The 16,268-nt window shown below is 38.8% G+C and carries 14 protein-coding genes; 4 read left to right on the top strand and 10 right to left on the bottom strand.

What is annotated here, in order from left to right:
* The first annotated feature begins 61 nt into the window (after window positions 1–61).
* Together F984_RS06865 and coq7 are read left to right on the top strand one after the other, a co-directional pair.
* Window positions 62–1,384, top strand: coding sequence for an MFS transporter (locus tag F984_RS06865; RefSeq protein WP_004708110.1), 1,323 nt, complete (start codon window positions 62–64; stop codon window positions 1,382–1,384).
* 3 nt (window positions 1,385–1,387) lie between these two features.
* On the top strand, window positions 1,388–2,023 hold the full coding sequence (coq7, locus tag F984_RS06860) for a 2-polyprenyl-3-methyl-6-methoxy-1,4-benzoquinone monooxygenase (protein WP_004708107.1): 636 nt from the start codon (window positions 1,388–1,390) through the stop codon (window positions 2,021–2,023).
* A 46-nt stretch (window positions 2,024–2,069) separates the two neighbouring features.
* On the opposite strand, the gene F984_RS06855 is transcribed toward coq7, so the two are convergent.
* Window positions 2,070–2,618 (bottom strand): DUF2799 domain-containing protein, encoded by a 549-nt coding sequence (locus tag F984_RS06855; RefSeq protein WP_004708105.1) that lies wholly within the window; start codon window positions 2,616–2,618, stop codon window positions 2,070–2,072.
* A 398-nt stretch (window positions 2,619–3,016) separates the two neighbouring features.
* On the opposite strand from F984_RS06855, the gene F984_RS06850 reads away from it, so the two are divergent.
* Entirely contained in the window at window positions 3,017–4,441 is a 1,425-nt protein-coding gene (locus F984_RS06850; protein ID WP_004708103.1) for a glutamine synthetase family protein, read from the top strand.
* A gap of 77 nt (window positions 4,442–4,518) precedes the next feature.
* Here F984_RS06850 and F984_RS06845 read toward each other — a convergent pair whose 3' ends face one another.
* From F984_RS06845 to F984_RS06805, 9 genes are all read right to left on the bottom strand, one after another.
* On the bottom strand, window positions 4,519–5,235 hold the full coding sequence (locus F984_RS06845; protein WP_004708101.1) for a response regulator: 717 nt from the start codon (window positions 5,233–5,235) through the stop codon (window positions 4,519–4,521).
* Window positions 5,236–5,246: 11 nt separating this feature from the next.
* Window positions 5,247–7,901, bottom strand: coding sequence for a sensor histidine kinase (locus tag F984_RS06840; protein WP_004708099.1), 2,655 nt, complete (start codon window positions 7,899–7,901; stop codon window positions 5,247–5,249).
* 38 nt (window positions 7,902–7,939) lie between these two features.
* Window positions 7,940–8,545, bottom strand: coding sequence for a potassium-transporting ATPase subunit KdpC (kdpC, locus tag F984_RS06835; protein ID WP_004708097.1), 606 nt, complete (start codon window positions 8,543–8,545; stop codon window positions 7,940–7,942).
* Between the two features lie 13 nt (window positions 8,546–8,558).
* Complete coding sequence (kdpB, locus tag F984_RS06830; protein WP_080631534.1) at window positions 8,559–10,598, bottom strand: potassium-transporting ATPase subunit KdpB; 2,040 nt, start codon at window positions 10,596–10,598, stop codon at window positions 8,559–8,561.
* Window positions 10,599–10,606: 8 nt separating this feature from the next.
* Window positions 10,607–12,316, bottom strand: coding sequence for a potassium-transporting ATPase subunit KdpA (kdpA, locus tag F984_RS06825; protein ID WP_004708092.1), 1,710 nt, complete (start codon window positions 12,314–12,316; stop codon window positions 10,607–10,609).
* 258 nt (window positions 12,317–12,574) lie between these two features.
* Entirely contained in the window at window positions 12,575–13,012 is a 438-nt protein-coding gene (locus F984_RS06820) for a 2-amino-4-hydroxy-6-hydroxymethyldihydropteridine diphosphokinase (RefSeq protein ID WP_004708090.1), read from the bottom strand.
* Window positions 12,969–13,349, bottom strand: a complete 381-nt coding sequence (gene folB, locus F984_RS06815; RefSeq protein ID WP_004708088.1) for a dihydroneopterin aldolase — start codon at window positions 13,347–13,349, stop codon at window positions 12,969–12,971. The genes F984_RS06820 and folB overlap by 44 nt, the downstream gene beginning before the upstream one ends.
* Before the next feature lie 15 nt (window positions 13,350–13,364).
* Complete coding sequence (locus F984_RS06810; RefSeq protein ID WP_004708087.1) at window positions 13,365–14,663, bottom strand: ABC1 kinase family protein; 1,299 nt, start codon at window positions 14,661–14,663, stop codon at window positions 13,365–13,367.
* 58 nt (window positions 14,664–14,721) lie between these two features.
* Complete coding sequence (locus F984_RS06805) at window positions 14,722–15,498, bottom strand: HesA/MoeB/ThiF family protein (protein ID WP_004708084.1); 777 nt, start codon at window positions 15,496–15,498, stop codon at window positions 14,722–14,724.
* 169 nt (window positions 15,499–15,667) lie between these two features.
* Between F984_RS06805 and F984_RS06800 the strand changes: the two genes are divergently transcribed.
* Entirely contained in the window at window positions 15,668–16,246 is a 579-nt protein-coding gene (locus tag F984_RS06800; RefSeq protein WP_004708082.1) for a flavin reductase family protein, read from the top strand.
* Window positions 16,247–16,268 lie beyond the last annotated feature (22 nt).

Genomic DNA, 16,268 nt, shown 5'->3' with positions numbered 1-16,268 from the left:
GGTTTTCGATGCAAATTAACACTCCGTCACATTTTTTAATAAAACTCAATGAAGCTTGTATATGATGAAACAAGATGAATCCCTGATGACATCACGTCGGTTTGTACCGATGTTTTTTACACAGTTTTTTGGCGCATTAAATGACAATGTTTTTAAGCAAGCTTTATTGTTAGTCATTACATATGGTTGGATTCAACAACAATCTGCCCCTGTAAGTACACTCAATAATTTAGCAGCATTATTGTTTATTTTGCCATATTTCTTTTTTTCAGCAACAGCAGGACAAATTGCTGACAAATACGAGCGCTCACAACTTGTGCGTGGCATAAAAATATTAGAAATCATAATCATGCTTATTGGGTCTGCCGGTTTCTTATTGGGGCATTTATGGCTACTGCTTCTGGCTTTATTCTTAATGGGAACACATTCCACATTTTTCGGACCTATTAAATATGCAATTTTGCCTGAAATTTTAAAACCAAACGAACTTATGTCGGGCAATGCCTTATTTCAATCCGGTACATCGATGGCAATTTTATTCGGCATGATCTTAGGTGGTGCCGTAATTGCATCATCGGAAGGTAATTTACTATGGATTAGTTTGACTGTAGTCGCTATTGCTTGCATAGGCTATTTATTTAGCCGCTTCATTTTACCCCAAAAAGTTGCTGCACCCGATCTAGATATAGACTGGAACTTTATTCGTACAAGCTTCCAAACCATTACATATGCCAAAAGTTTACCGTTAGTGTTCACCATTTTATTAGGTAATTCGTGGTACTGGTTTTATGGAGCAACTTATTTAACGCAAATTCCGCAGTTGACTCAACAAAATCTCCATGCATCAGAAAATGTGGTTAGCCTGTTACTCACATTCTTCTCAGTCGGTATTGGGGTAGGTTCTCTTCTCTGCCGTAAAATTGGTGGTTCGGAAATTAATATTAAAATGGTGCCGATTGGTGCAATTGGCCTTACTGTTTTTGCGCTTTACCTTGCAGCGAGTCTAGCCTTTGTACCGGAGAAAACTGGAGCATTACTAACCTTAAAAGATATTTTTACCCAAGGTTGGGTTTACTATCACGTCATGATTGCAGTGACTTTATTGGGTATTAGTGGCGGTTTTTATATTGTTCCTTTGTATGCCATGATGCAGGCTTACTCACCGCGCTCACATCGTGCCCGAGTGGTCGCAGCAAATAACATTTTAAATGCTGTATTCATGGTTTCGTCAGCAATTTTCTCAATCTTAATATTAAGTGTTTTAAAAATTGATATTAAAATACTATTTATTATTACAGCTGTACTTAGTGCAATCTTTAGTATCTGGCTTCTTGCCCGACTAAAACCAATGCTTGCCACAGCACATCTTTCTTTGGAGGACTAATTTATGCGCCACTATACGGGAATTGATCAACTTATTAACTCCTTTGATCAGGCATTACGTAGTCTTGTTCCAGGTGCAACAGCAGCACAGCGACAAAATCCGGCTGAAACGGCTGAAACAAAACTTGGAGTTGAAGATGCTCGCCATGTTGCAGGCTTAATGCGTGTTAACCATAGTGGTGAAGTATGTGCTCAAGCGCTTTATCATGGGCAAGCATTAACGGCGAAATTACCAAATGTACGCCGTGAAATGCAACAGGCAGCAATTGAAGAACAAGACCATTTAGCTTGGTGTGAAGACCGTTTAAAAGAGCTAAATAGTCATACAAGTTTATTGAACCCGATTTGGTATGGCCTTTCATATGGTATGGGTGCTCTTGCTGGTATTGCAGGTGATAAATATAGCTTAGGTTTTGTTGCTGAAACTGAACGCCAAGTTAGTCTACATTTGCAAGATCACTTAAACCAGTTACCTGCTCAAGATGAACGCTCTCGTAAAATTTTAGAGCAAATGAATGAAGATGAATTACATCATCGTCATACTGCGCTTGAAGCAGGTGGTGTTGAATTACCTTATGCAGTAAAAATCAGTATGACCGCTATTTCAAAGTTAATGACTAAAACGAGTTATTACCTTTAAAAAAAACAAAGGATTGATCTCATTCAGATCAATCCTTTTTCAAATATTATTTTAAACCATGATCATATTTGAAACGTTCGATATCTCGAATTGAGTTCCAATAGTTTCTGTTAATACGGTCACGATCAATTTGTAATTCTCTTAAAAGCTTACGATAACGTTCACGCTCTTCTGGCTTTAATTTTTCGTTGTAAGCATTATCAGAATACTGCTTAAACTTTTCATCATAACGATCGTATTCATTTTTTGCATTGTAGTAATCGGAAGCTGCACGATAATAAGGTCTTAACCGATCACGCTGCTCAACTGGGCATACATTAATATTCCCGTTACCCTCTAAGGCGTTATAAAAAATATTTGATGGCTGGCAATAATATCCTAAGCCCTCTTTATATCCACGTTCATATGACTTTTGATCTGGAACAATATTAGCTTTCCCACACGCTTTATAATATTGATCTAAACGCGGCGAAGAACCTTTTGAACCATCTTTCTCACCTACTAATGACCAATTCGCAGTCTTACATTCTTCTACGCTCATTGCAGCACAACCTGAAAGGCTGATTGCTAAAATGGCTAAACCGATATTTTTCATATTAAGAGAACTCAAAAATAAAATTAAAAAAAACGCAAAAAATAAAATTCCAGTACATACACTATGTAAGCCCTGCTTTATTCAAGACTTATACATAAATTTTTAACTGGATAAGTGTTTAAGTTTAAAGCAGTTTGACCATCTCACCAAATTTAAGGATCATAAATTCTAATTATGTTTAATTTTTTAAAGCGAAATCATGAACTATCAAATGGCTCTTATACGTTAATTTTACTTTAAAAATTTATTATCAAAACAAAACTCAAGCCACTGATTATGAATACAAAAAATAAAAATTATTTATAAAACTCTCTTTAATCATTTTACTCTTTTTTTACGCGATTTACTTCAAGGACTAAGGTAGGATTTTAGCTAAATAACCACCAAGGTTTTTTATAATGAGTACGCTTATTTACCCAAATTTAAACTTAAAAGATTCTCACTTTAAGGCATTTAAAATATCAGATGATTTTATTCCACCAACACAAGATCACACTTTCAACGCAGAACTTTTTTTAAAAGAAGTCGATGAATATTTAAGTTTATATCCTCAGACTCAGCACATTGATATTTGTCTACATGACTTAAACGGACATATTCGTGGTAAACGAATTGACGTTAAAAGCCTCAAAAATCTCTCTCATGGATGTTATTTTCCACTTTCTGTTTACGCCATGAGCCTTGATGGAAAAGTAATTGAAGAGACAGGATTAGGAAAATATATTGGTGAACCAGATAGACTTTGCCTGCCCATTTTAGGCAGCTTGCAACCAAGTGCCTTATCCCCAGAATTAAATGCTCAGCTTTACCTATCAATGCAAGAAGAAGATGGTACAGACTGCCGCTATGAACCACGCAATATATTAAAAAAAATATTAAATCAGTTACATGCCCATAATTACTTTCCTGTCATGGCTGCCGAATTAGAATTTTATCTTTTCTCACCTCAGCATCAGGCTGAAACCTGTATAGAAAACCAATGTTTTGATATAGATGCACCCAATAACTATCAACAAGTCCTAGATGAGGTTGAAAAAGCTGCTCTACTACAATCTATTGAAATTACCGCTATTGTTGCAGAGTCATCCCCTGGACAATATGAACTAAATCTTCAACACAGCCATGACATTTTGAAGCTATGCGATCAAATTAATGCTTTAAAAAGAATTGTAAAACAAGTCGCAAGAAAGCATGACTTAACTGCTTGTTTCATGGCGAAACCGAACTTGGCAAAGGCTGGAAGCGGCATGCATTTTCATATGAGCATGCTGAATCAATACCATGAAAATATATTTAGCTCAGAAGAAGAAAAAGATGAGCTTGCAGCCAAATTACTCAGCGCGATTAGCGGACTCATTGAGTTAATGCCTGCATCTATGGCGATTTTAGCGCCTAATATTAATTCTTATAGACGTTTTAAAATTGGTCATCATGTGCCATTAGAAGCCAATTGGGATACCAATAATCGTAATGTCGCAATTCGCATTCCATGCTCAGATGTACAAAATCAACGCTTAGAATATCGGGTTGCTGGCGCTGACTGTAACCCCTATCTCGTTACAGCCACTATTTTAGCAGGTGTATCTTACGGCTTATCTCATAAATTACCACTACCAAAACCTGCTCATCTTTTAAAATTTCCAGACGAGCATATTTTATTAGCTAACAACCAACCAGAAGCCTTAAAAATATTTAAAGGAAGTCTTATTTTAAAAGGATATTTAGGCGCTGACTTTGTCGAACATTGGTATACGGTTAAGCAGGCTGAATATCAAAACATTTATAGTCAAATGACTGAAGCAGAACAACATTGGGATATATAAATAAAAAAAGCAAAAAAACTATAAACCACTTTGCAAACCCTTAGGGAGAAATACCCTAAGGTTTTTTTTATATCTAATTAATGATTTTTCTGTTTAGCTAAAAAACGCAATCCAACACCAGGTTCAGTTGCAATATAGCGTGGCTGAATTGCGTTATCCCCCAGTTTACTGCGTAACTTGCCCACTAAAATACGTAAATAGTGCGTATCTTCCTGATGGGTTGGACCCCATAGTTCTTTTAAGAGCTGTGGCTGGGTTAAAAGCTGTCCTTGATAGCGCATTAACAATGTCAAAAGTTGAAATTCTTTTCGAGTTAAAGTAATTGGTTGTTGCTCGACCCAAACCAAACGTTGCGTAACATCAACTTTAAGATAACCATCGTCATAGACATGCGCTTCTTGCTGAATGGGTTGATTTCTTAAAATGACACGGATACGTGCCAAAAGCTCTTGCACACTAAAAGGCTTGGTCATGTAATCATTTGCGCCAGCATCTAGCAAATCAACTTTTTCGTATTCATCAGCCCGTACAGATAGCACAATAACTGGTACATTCGACCAGCTACGTAATTCTTGAAGCACTTCTTTTCCGTCTAAATCGGGTAAGCCCAGATCTAGAATAACTAAGTCGGCACCTTGCGTTGCTAAAGCTTCTAGGCCTTTGTAACCCGTTTCGCAGAGCGTGGTTTTATATTTTTGAGTTCTTAAAGCAATGTCTAGAAATTTACGAATTTGAGGCTCATCATCAATAATCACAATGCGTGTTTCTACAGGTGACGTTTCTGAACTTATCATGAATTTACAACTTATTCTTTTACTGGGTGAATGGGTAATCTGATTTGAATTAAAGTACCTTTATTTTGGCGCCCTGAAAATGCTTCTATTGTACCCATATGAGCACCAATAATCGCTTTTACGATTGTAAGCCCTAAACCTGTACCAAATTTTCCACGGTCTCCACGCTCCATCGTATAAAACATATCAAAAATACGATGTCTTTCATCTTCAGGAATTCCCGCACCTCTATCTTCAATTTCAATTTTTACTTCATCTTCTGATGAAAGTTGAGCACGAATCATGACAGATTCATCTGGAGGTGAAAAGTTTGCAGCATTTTCTAAAACATTAAAAATAGCTTGTTCTACCAGCGCTGGGTGAACATACAAACTAATCGGTTGCTCAGGTAACTGAACCACTACTTGCGTATCTGGTTTATAGCGCTTTAAACGGCGGGTTGCCGAACCAATTAACTCATCTACCCCAATCCAGTCTCTTTTTAAAGTTAAGCCTTCGTGGCCTAAGCGTGTCATATCAAGCAAGTTTTGAATATAACGGTCTAGACGCTCACCTTCTAAATGAATTGTTTCAAGTAAATCTTGCTGGTCTTGTTCAGACATATCAGCTTTAAAATTGGCAAGCGTATCTGCGGCTCCAATAATAGAAGCTAGTGGCGAGCGTAAATCATGCGATACCGAAGATAATAAAGCTGAACGTAAGCGCTCTGTTTCACTGGTGACTTTTGCTTGTTCAAGTTCATTGACCAATTGGGTTCGAAGTGCTGCCTGTGCAATATATTCAATTACACTTTCCGTCAGTTTCTTTTGCTCAAAATTTAGAGAAACTACATCATCCTTAAAGTAAATTCCCACTATACCTAGGCTATTTTTCTGTTCTAAAAGTGGTAAAAACCACCAGTTCGACTGACTAAGGGTATCGGTAAAACGCCCGCACGGTTGTTGATGTTTCAAACACCATTCTGCAGCTACTTTTTCCTTATCATTTAGTTCTATGTCAGATGAAATAACTCTATCTTGGATAGAAATCCACACTTTAGTTTGAAGCTGGGTTTCTAAAGTCATACGACCGGTTTGCATGACTTCTTCAAGATTTACTGCACTAGAAAGCTTACGTGCCAAGTCTTGCATTACTGTGGTGTAGGCATTAGCAGCTTTTAAAGATAAAACTTGCTGGCGTAACTGAGAAGCCAACCGCCCAGCAATTAAAGCTGCTGCAAAAAAAGCAACAACGGTAACCACACCTTGGTGTGCTGAAATTTGAAATGTAAAACGTGGTGCTATAAAGAAAAAGTTATAGGCTAAGAAACAAATAAGAGCGGCGACTACTGCAGCAAGCATTCGGGTTTTAGTTGCTACAATTAAAACTGAAATAATAAAAATGACAGAGAAGTCTTCAATACCCAATAGAACTTCGGCAAAGTGAGCTATAAAAATACTTGCGCATGTTACCGCTAAAACAAAAACACTTTCTTTTAATGATAAAAATGATGGCTTCTCAAGTTGAGCTGTCTTTTTAGTGCCCTGTTCTGGGTGTAAAATCGTTAAAGCAATCGAGTTTTCTTGATTTAATAATTGCTGAGCTAAATTTTTCTTAAATAACTTTAACCACCACGGTGAAATACTTTTGCCAATGACCAGATTGGAAATACCTCGATCAAGCGCAGCATCCATTAACACCGAAGCAACTCGTGGCCCATATAAAACTTCGGTTCGACCACCAAGTTGTCGAGCCAATTCAAATGCACGGTCAATTTCAATATATTCTTTTTTATATGAATTTGCTGAACTCTGCCCAGAATCCAAACTTTTAGCAACATTCACTACAGTCCATGTTGCTCCATTGCGTTCAGCTAATCGACAACCTGCCCGTACTAAATATTCAGAAGAGCCTTGCCCATCTATCGCAATCATTAATTCATTTTGTAGCGAGATAGACTTCAAGCCTTTAGAGGTATAACTCTGTTTTAAATCTAAATCGACATGCTCAGCAACGCATTGCATTGCCAGTTCACGTAATGCAGTTAAATTTGAAATGCTAAAAAAGCCTTGTAATGCCAGATTCGCTTGCTCTGGCACATAGACTTTTCCTTGATGGAGCCTTTCAATGAGTTCACTGACAGGTAAATCAATTAAACGAATATCTCGAATACGGTCAAACACCCGATCTGGCACAGTTTCATTTACTCGAATGCCCGTAATCTGATGTACCACATCATTTAAGCTTTCTAAATGCTGAATATTCATGGTGGTAAATACATCAATACCCGCATCTAGTAATTCATTGACATCTTGCCACCGTCGTTCATGGCGACTATTGGGTATATTGCGATGAGCCAACTCATCAACTAAAACAATTTCCGGATGCCTGTGTAAAATAGCATCCAAATCCATTTCTTCTAAAGTATGCCCCTGATATTGCATTTCCTTTCTAGCAATTTGAGGCAAGCCTTCCAAAATTTTTAGAGTTTCTATTCTTCCGTGGGTTTCAACAATGCCAACAACAACATCTGTACCTTGTTGAAATAACTCTTTAGCGCGGGCAAGCATAGCATAGGTTTTTCCTACACCAGGTGCTGCACCGAGAAAGACTGTTAGTCGACCGGCTTGATATCTATTTACATGATTTAATAAGGCCTCAGCCTGATTTTCGCGATTGCTTTGCACTTGATATCATCCGGTAAACTAACAATTTTATTTTCAAGTTAATGTGTAGATTGTAATTGATCTAAAGCGATATTTAGCTCTAATACATTAACACGAGCTTGCCCTAGTACACCAAACTGAACTGGTTCAATATGCTTTTGAAGTAACTCTTCTACAACTTTAGGGTCTAAATGACGCGCTTGAGCTACTCTGGCAACCTGTAACTGAGCAGATTCAGGACTAATATGCGGATCGATACCACTACCCGATTTAGTCACTAAATCACTTGGAATAGGGTTATTACCTGTATGGTCTTGTTTTTTCACCGCAAGAATCTGCGCATCAATTTGTTTTTGCAGCTCTGGATTAGTAAGCGCTAAGTTTGTGGCCCCCATGGCCATCGGGTCATAAGCAACCGCTGAAGGACGTGGATGAAAATAAGTTTCTCCAACAAATGGCTGAGCGACTAATTTTGACCCTAGAACTTTATGGTTTATTTCAATCAAACTACCATTCGCTTGATTGTGAAATAAAACCTGTCCCGCGCCTGTAGCGATCGCACTATAAACAGCGCCACAACTGACAAGAGTAAAAATTAGAAGTCCGAAAGATGCTCTTAAGGTCTGACCCAAATTTGCTTCTGAATTTTGTGCATAAGTTTTCATTTCAAACTCCAGATTACAAACCAAATAATTGAACAATAACAACATCAATCGCTTTAATGGCAATGAATGGTAGAACCACACCGCCCACCCCATAAATCAACATATTTCGACGTAGTAACTGAGTTGCAGTTGAAGGTTTAAATTTCACGCCTCGGAGTGCGATTGGAATTAATAGCGGGATAATAATCGCGTTAAAAATTAATGCAGATAAAATCGCGCTATTTGGACTCGCCAAATGCATCACATTCAATACTTGCATTTGTGGAATCGCAGCAGCGAACAATGCAGGCAAAATGGCAAAGTATTTAGAGACGTCATTTGCTAACGAAAATGTTGTCAAAGCACCGCGGGTAATCAGTTGCTGTTTCCCAATCTCAACCACAGCAAGAAGTTTGGTTGGATCTGAGTCTAAATCAACCATGTTGCCGGCTTCTTTTGCAGCTTGTGTACCCGAGTTCATGGCTAAGCCAATATCGGCTTGTGCTAGTGCTGGGGCATCGTTGGTTCCATCACCAACCATCGCAACTAAACGACCTTGTTGTTGTTCGGTGCGAATACAAGCGAGTTTATCTTCTGGTTTTGCTTCGGCAATATAGTCATCTACACCCGCTTCAGCAGCAATCGCAGCAGCGGTTAATGGGTTATCACCTGTGACCATGACAGTTTTAATACCCATTTCTCTTAAACGAGCAAAACGTTCTTTAATACCGTGTTTAATTACATCAGAGAGTTCAATCACACCCAATACATGATGTTGATTTGCAACAACCAACGGTGTTGCCCCTTTTTTAGCAACTTGTTCAACACGTGCTTTTAACTCTAGATCTTGAGAATAATCTTCATCTACAAATTTCAAGATTGCATCTAAAGCACCTTTACGAATTTGCTCACCATTCGGTAAATTCACACCAGAAATTCGAGTCGATGCACTAAAAGAGATAATTTCGGCTTGCTCAGGTTCTTGCTGTTTTAAACCTTGTTCTTTTGCTAACTTAACAATCGATTTTCCTTCTGGTGTTGGGTCGGCAAGTGAACTTACCCAAGCAGCAGCTCTCAACTCCGACTCACTTACAGAAGTTAAAGGATAAAAAGAAGTCGCTTGACGGTCACCATAAGTAATGGTTCCTGTTTTATCGAGTAAAAGCACATCAATATCACCCGCAACTTCTACTGCTTTACCTGATTTCGCCAAAACATTGGCTTTGAGCGCGCGGTTCATACCCGCAATACCAATCGCAGGTAACAAGCCACCAATGGTTGTTGGAATTAAGCAGACCAACAGCGCAACCAGCACGACTGGATCAAGTTCAATATGCAAATAATGAGCAATAAACGGCAAGCTAATCACAACAATTAAGAAGGTAATTGTCATCACCATTAATAAGAAGCCAAGTGCAATCTCATTTGGTGTTTTTTGACGATTTGAGCCTTCAACCAAAGCAATCATACGGTCTAAGAAACTTTGACCAGATTCCGCAGTCACTTGCACAACAATACGATCTGTAAGAACTTTAGTCCCACCAATAACACCTGAACGGTCAGTTCCAGCTTCACGTAGCACAGGTGCAGACTCACCTGTAACAGCCGATTCATTAATGGTCGCAAAGCCTTCTACAATCTCACCATCGGCTGGAACAAGCTCACCTGCATGAACTTCAATATAATCATTCAAATGAAGTTCAGTGGCTGCAACTTGAGTTGCTTGGCGGTCTGTCAAAGAATTAAGTCTTCGAGCAGTCAAGTTTTCTCTTGCTGCACGTAATGAAGATGCCTGTCCACGACCTCTAGCCTCTGCAACCGCTTCAGCATAGTTAGCAAATAAAATCGTAATGAACAAAATTGCTGTGACAACCAAACCGAATACCAGTGTGGCATATCCCATTAAGGTACTTAGAGCAGTGATTACTGTTCCAAGCCATACAATTGCCATGACTGGATTTTTAATTGCATGCTGGGGTAGCAATTTTATAAAAGCATTTTTCCAAACTTCAAAACTTGGTACTGCCACAGTTGTTTTATGGCTATTTACATGAGTTTGTGTATTCATTTTCACTCGCCTCCTTAGCCTTTAACCAACAACAGTTGATCGGCAATTGGCCCAAGGACAAGAACTGGCATAAATTGTAATAAGGTAAGCAATACAACAATCGTAATCAGCGTTAAGGCAAAGGTTGGAGTTTCAACCTGAAGGCTACCTGTTGTTTCGGGTGCTTTTCTTTTTGCTGCTAAACGTGTCGCAATCATTAATGGCAAAATTAATGTCGGGAAGCGTCCTAAAAGAAGAGCAAGACTACAGGTGACATTCCACCATACGGTGTTGTCTCCAAGACCTTCAAAACCTGAACCATTGTTGGCAAACGCAGAAACATATTCATAGAACACTTGGCTAATACCGTGTGGTCCAGGGTTAGTGATACCTGATAATCCCGGAATACTAAGACTCAAGGCTGTAAAAGCCAGAATAATAAGAGGCTGAATTAAGATAATAATCGCAAGCAACTTGATCTCTGCTGCTTCAATTTTGCGTCCAAACAATTCAGGTGTACGACCTGTCATTAAGCCTGCAATGAATACAGCGAGTAACAGATAAATCATAAACTGTTGCAGGCCACAGCCCACACCGCCCCAAATGGCATTAATCAACATATTAATGAGTTCAACCAGCCCAGTAAGTGGCGCAGAAGAATCGTGCATCATATTGACCGAACCGTTATTCACTTGTGTGGTCAGCGCAGCCCAAACTGCTGATGCTGCTGGTCCAAATCGTTGCTCTTTACCCTCCATTACTGCAATTTGAGATGCTGTCGATGACATACTTTCAGACCAGACAGCTGCTGCACCTGAAATAACCGACATTAAAAGCATGCTACCAAACACAAAATAGGCAAATTTTTTGCGTCGAGTAAAATGTCCCACCATAAAAACGACTGTAATTGGAATGAGTAAAATCGCTATCATTTCTAATAAATTAGATAGTGGCGTTGGATTTTCTAAAGGCACAGAACTATTTGGACCATACCAGCCGCCACCGTTACTACCCAATTGCTTAACAGCAACCATGGGTGCAACTGGACCTAATGGAATTTTTTGGGTTTGTACTGTATTCGCTTTATCAATAAGCTGTACTTCCGGTCCACCCTGAAAAGTTGCTGGCACGCCTTGGCTGTTAAGCAACAATGACCAAACAAAACACAGAGGAAGCAAGAACCGGACTGTAGGGCGTATTACATCTGCCCAATAGTTACCAATTAAAATTTGATCTGGCTGTTCAGCAACATTGGCCGCAATATGGCTAGGACGTTGATAAAATAAAGCTCTTAAGGTCGCAACAACTAAAGCTAATCCCATCATTGGTGTGATGACTTGCAAACCTACAATACCTGTCATTTGCGACAAATAAGATAATTGAGCTTGACCAGAATAATGCTGTTGGTTGGTGTTGGTTAAAAATGAAATAACCGTATGTAATGCTAAATCCCAGCTCATATTTGGTGCATGATTTGGGTTTAATGGCAGCCATGCTTGCGTCATAAAAATAGCAAAAACGGCTACAGCTAAAAAAATACAGCTAACAACAAATGCTAAAGAATATTGTTTCCAGTTCATTTGTTGTTGCGGAGATATACCTAACAAGCGATAGACAGGATTTTCAATCCAACGAAATAATCCATCGCCAACCATCGGCTGATTTGCCATCACTTTGGATAGATATTTACTGAGGCACCATGCTAGAAAAATAGCAATAAATAAAACAAGAATAAGTTCTAACATGGCTATTCTCCTCTATACCCCTTGGCTTGATTTGCCAAATTGGAAATAAGGAGAGATGAAGAGATATCATTTGTTTTTAGTCCGCATAAGGCTATGCCAGACTGATGCAAGATGCGCATTTGAGAATTTATAAGCATCTTTATTGTCCTGAAGTAACACTAATTTAGTGGATTTCAGTATCGGTAAAATGCTCGTAAATTCTCTATTGAGGAACTCAAAGGCCGCGTAAATTTTGCGTAAAATTTAGTTTGAAAGACCTTAAAATTTAAAATTAACAACTGGGTAAAGCGTACTATCAGCCTTTAGTCTTTCACAATGCCAAAGTTCATATAAAGGAATTTTTACATCGAGCGCCAAAGGTAATTTTTTAGAATTAAATTGCATATGGTCCAGATCATTTCCCCATGCAATCAAATCTACATCTAAAGAAATATGATGCGATGGTCGAACACGTCCAGAATCTGACTCAAGTTTCTTTAAAAAAGATTCAACTTGTTCAGACGATAAAGTACTTCTTAACAGACATGCTGAATTCCAGTAATCATCTCCAATACCATCTCGGCATGGAATTTGATAAACAGATGAAAACTGCACTTTCCCCAAAGTTGCTAATTGCGTATACGCAAAAGTAAAGTGCTGATCTGCGTCTAAATTACTCGCTAGGGCGAGCGCAAAAATTGTTTCTGGTGCGTTCAAGACGAATTCCTACAGCGTTTGCTTCTGCAATGATGGCTGGCTTACGGATGGTTATGGTAATTTTTTCAATTGTTGGAAAGGTTTCAAATAAACATTGCAAAACCAGATGAGCTGCGTGCTCGATTAATTCAGGTTTAGCTTGTTGAATGGTTTGAGCCGATAACTCACAAATCTGCGCATAGTTGAGTGTATCCTCAAGCTTGTCAGACGCTGCAGCTCGGCTCAAATCACTATGGATGGTTAAATCCAACATTAAAGGTTGAATGATTTGTCTTTCCCAGTTGAAACAGCCAATCACTGTATCAACCTTCAAGCCTTCAATAATAATGGCATCCATAAATTTAAACTGACCTTAGTGCTTTAACAACGAAGCAGGTTCCATATTTTGAACCATTTTCAAACGTTGGTCTGCATAAATATCAGTATATGGTGCGAGTACGCGCATAAAACGATCGAAATAAAGCATTTGCTTAAATAATAATGCAAAATCTCGAGGGAATTTAATACCGTGGCGCTCACCTACACTCACCATATCCATCATAATGTCGTTTAAATCGGCAGGATTAGTAGACAGAATCTGCTGTGGATCGGCCATTAATACGCCATTAAACAAACGCTCTAAATCTTGAGCTAAAACCAGAACATCGACCTTGTTATGGGTCATACCCATTTTGAGCATATTTTCAGCCATAGCCTGATAATCAGTCTTTTGCAAAGCATCCATAAACGCGATACATGCTGTCCAGACTTCTGGTTTTAACTGCCCCACAATACCGAAATCGATAAAACCAATTCGGCCATCTTCAAGCAGCATTAGATTTCCAGCATGTAAGTCCGCATGGAAGCTCTTGCATAACATTAAGCTACCAAACCATGTGTTCATGGCAGTAATGAGTACTTGCGATGGATCTTTAGCATATTGTTTAACCACGCTAAAGTCTGTCAGAGGTACCCCATATAAACGCTGCATGGTCAAAACACGGCGCGTAGAAAACTGATGATAAACTTTAGGTGCAGTAGCAGCTTGGTTTTGGGAAATATTCAAATATTCCACAAAGTCATCTAAATTTTGTGCTTCTTCAATGAAATCGACTTCACGCACCATACGAGTTTTGATTTCATCAACAATGTCAGAAAGAGCAGCAAACTTGATTTTAGGGACTGCACGTTCAAGCAGCTTTGCAGCCCAATGCACTACATTTAAGTCAGTGTATAAAATAGTTTCTACGCCAGGTTTTTGTACTTTGATAACGACATCTTCACCTGTCGTTAGTTTAGCTGCGTGAACCTGAGCAATTGAAGCAGAAGCTAAAGGTTTTTCATCGATATAACTAAAAATCTCGCTTAAATCACGCCCTTCAAATTCAGAGGCAAGTACGCCTTGAATATAGCTAAATGGCAGAGTTGGGGTCTGATCCAAACAACCTTGAAATTCTTCTACATATTCACGTGGGAATAACGATGGCGTACTCGCGATAAACTGACCAAGCTTAATATATGTTGAGCCAAGCGACTCAAAAGTCTCACGCATGAGTTTGGCATTACTTGGCTTATCAGTTGCGTACTTAATACCAGCTTTAGCCGCAACCACTGCAGTTTCACCGATACGGGCAACTGAGCGCAATCCATCAAATAAAATATTTTTTTTCATATTTCTTTAGAACCAGAATATTCGTCTCAAGTTTAGCAAATTTTGCTTTATTTGCTGATTAGCTTGCCTGACAAAGTGGACAATTTATATCTTTATCAAAATTAACAATACGTTGTGACATATTTAATCCGTCCCAAAGTAACAGTTTCTGTTTCAGAGGAGTGCGATTAAGCCCTAAATAAAGTAAAGTGTGATGTGCTTGTAATGACGCTATCATTACAGGAGCCGTTGCAAGCACTCCTGACTCTGCACAGCGAAGGCCTTCATTGTCATGCTGTTCTTTTGGAAATAAACATTCATAACAAGCTGAATCACCTTCAACCATAAACATTTGCGCCTGAAAGCCAATTGCAGAAGCACTAATTAATGCGACCTGATGCTTTTTACAAGCACTATTCACTAAATAGCGAGTTGTAAAGTTATCACAACCATCTAAAACGACGTCTTGGTGTTCAACAAGTCTATCAATGTTATGTTCGTCTAAACGTTCATTAAAGTATTCAACACAGATATAAGGGTTAATTTTCTGTAACCGTTTTGCTAGAACTTCAGCTTTATAATGACCAATATCTTCATGACCAAACGCAATTTGTCGTTGTAAATTACTTATCTCAATGGTATCTACATCAATGAGTGTAATCTTCCCAACCCCTGCTCGTGCAAGTAGTTCTGCACTGCTACAGCCTATGCCACCAGCACCCACAATCAGCACATTGGCAAGTTTGAGTTTTTCCTGAGCTTCAATATCCCATCCATCAAGTAAAATCTGACGGCTATAGAGATGCATTTCTTCATCACTTAACTCTACAAAATCGATATCTTGAAGCTCGGTCACGCTTTAATCCTTTCACTTAGAAGCCAAGTGATTTTATGACTAAGTTCGTCATTAGGAAAGCTATAAAATGGAAACAACTTTTTTATTCAGTTAACTCCCCATTACATTACTTCTCACACGCTTTCTGCAACAATAGAACGAACTAGTTTCTTTGTTACTTAGGCTAAATATGTCCCAATCATATATTGCACCAGTAGAGTTAGAAAAAGCTTATCGTTTGTTAAATCATGGTCCAACTGTACTAGTCTCTGCTCAGTATGGTGATGACCGTAACGTGATGGCTGCCGCATGGGCATGTGCCTTAGAGTTTAAGCCTGCCAAAGTATCCGTGGTTTTAGATAAAAGCACTAAAACCCGACAGCTTGTCGAGCAAAGTGGCTATTTCACACTGCAAGTTCCTTGCTATGCCCAGCTCAATATGACCAAACAACTTGGTACTATTAGTAAGTTGGATGACCCACAAAAACTTGAGCACTGCGGAGTTGAACTGTTTTATCAAAAAGATCTGATCAGTCCGCTTGTATCAGGTTGTATCGCATGGCTGGTTTGTAAACTTATTCCTGAACCGCATAATCAGTCAGCTCATGATTTATTTATTGGCTCTGTTGTAGGTGCGTGGGCAGATAGTCGCGTTTTTAGAGATGGGCACTGGCATTTTCAGGATGCACCAAAAGAACTTCGTAGCCTGCACTATATTGCTGGTGGAACGTTTTATTTAATTGGTGAAGAAGTGAAAGCCGACCTCTAATATAAAAAATAAAGGGAAATAT

It is taken from the genome of Acinetobacter nosocomialis NIPH 2119 (assembly GCF_000368085.1).
Taxonomy (GTDB): domain Bacteria; phylum Pseudomonadota; class Gammaproteobacteria; order Pseudomonadales; family Moraxellaceae; genus Acinetobacter; species Acinetobacter nosocomialis.
Note: the sequence above shows the minus strand (reverse complement) of the source record. Positions and strands in the feature narration are given on the sequence as shown.

Bases quoted from the DNA above. Each gene is read 5' to 3' on its own strand.
- folB (WP_004708088.1), bottom strand. From the start codon at position 13,349: ATGGATGCCATTATTATTGAAGGCTTGAAGGTTGATACAGTGATTGGC.
- F984_RS06845 (WP_004708101.1), bottom strand. From the start codon at position 5,235: ATGATAAGTTCAGAAACGTCACCTGTAGAAACACGCATTGTGATTATT.
- F984_RS06865 (WP_004708110.1), top strand. From the start codon at position 62: ATGATGAAACAAGATGAATCCCTGATGACATCACGTCGGTTTGTACCG.
- F984_RS06810 (WP_004708087.1), bottom strand. From the start codon at position 14,663: ATGAAAAAAAATATTTTATTTGATGGATTGCGCTCAGTTGCCCGTATC.
- F984_RS06850 (WP_004708103.1), top strand. From the start codon at position 3,017: ATGAGTACGCTTATTTACCCAAATTTAAACTTAAAAGATTCTCACTTT.
- F984_RS06855 (WP_004708105.1), bottom strand. From the start codon at position 2,618: ATGAAAAATATCGGTTTAGCCATTTTAGCAATCAGCCTTTCAGGTTGT.
- kdpC (WP_004708097.1), bottom strand. From the start codon at position 8,545: ATGAAAACTTATGCACAAAATTCAGAAGCAAATTTGGGTCAGACCTTA.
- kdpA (WP_004708092.1), bottom strand. From the start codon at position 12,316: ATGTTAGAACTTATTCTTGTTTTATTTATTGCTATTTTTCTAGCATGG.
- coq7 (WP_004708107.1), top strand. From the start codon at position 1,388: ATGCGCCACTATACGGGAATTGATCAACTTATTAACTCCTTTGATCAG.
- F984_RS06800 (WP_004708082.1), top strand. From the start codon at position 15,668: ATGTCCCAATCATATATTGCACCAGTAGAGTTAGAAAAAGCTTATCGT.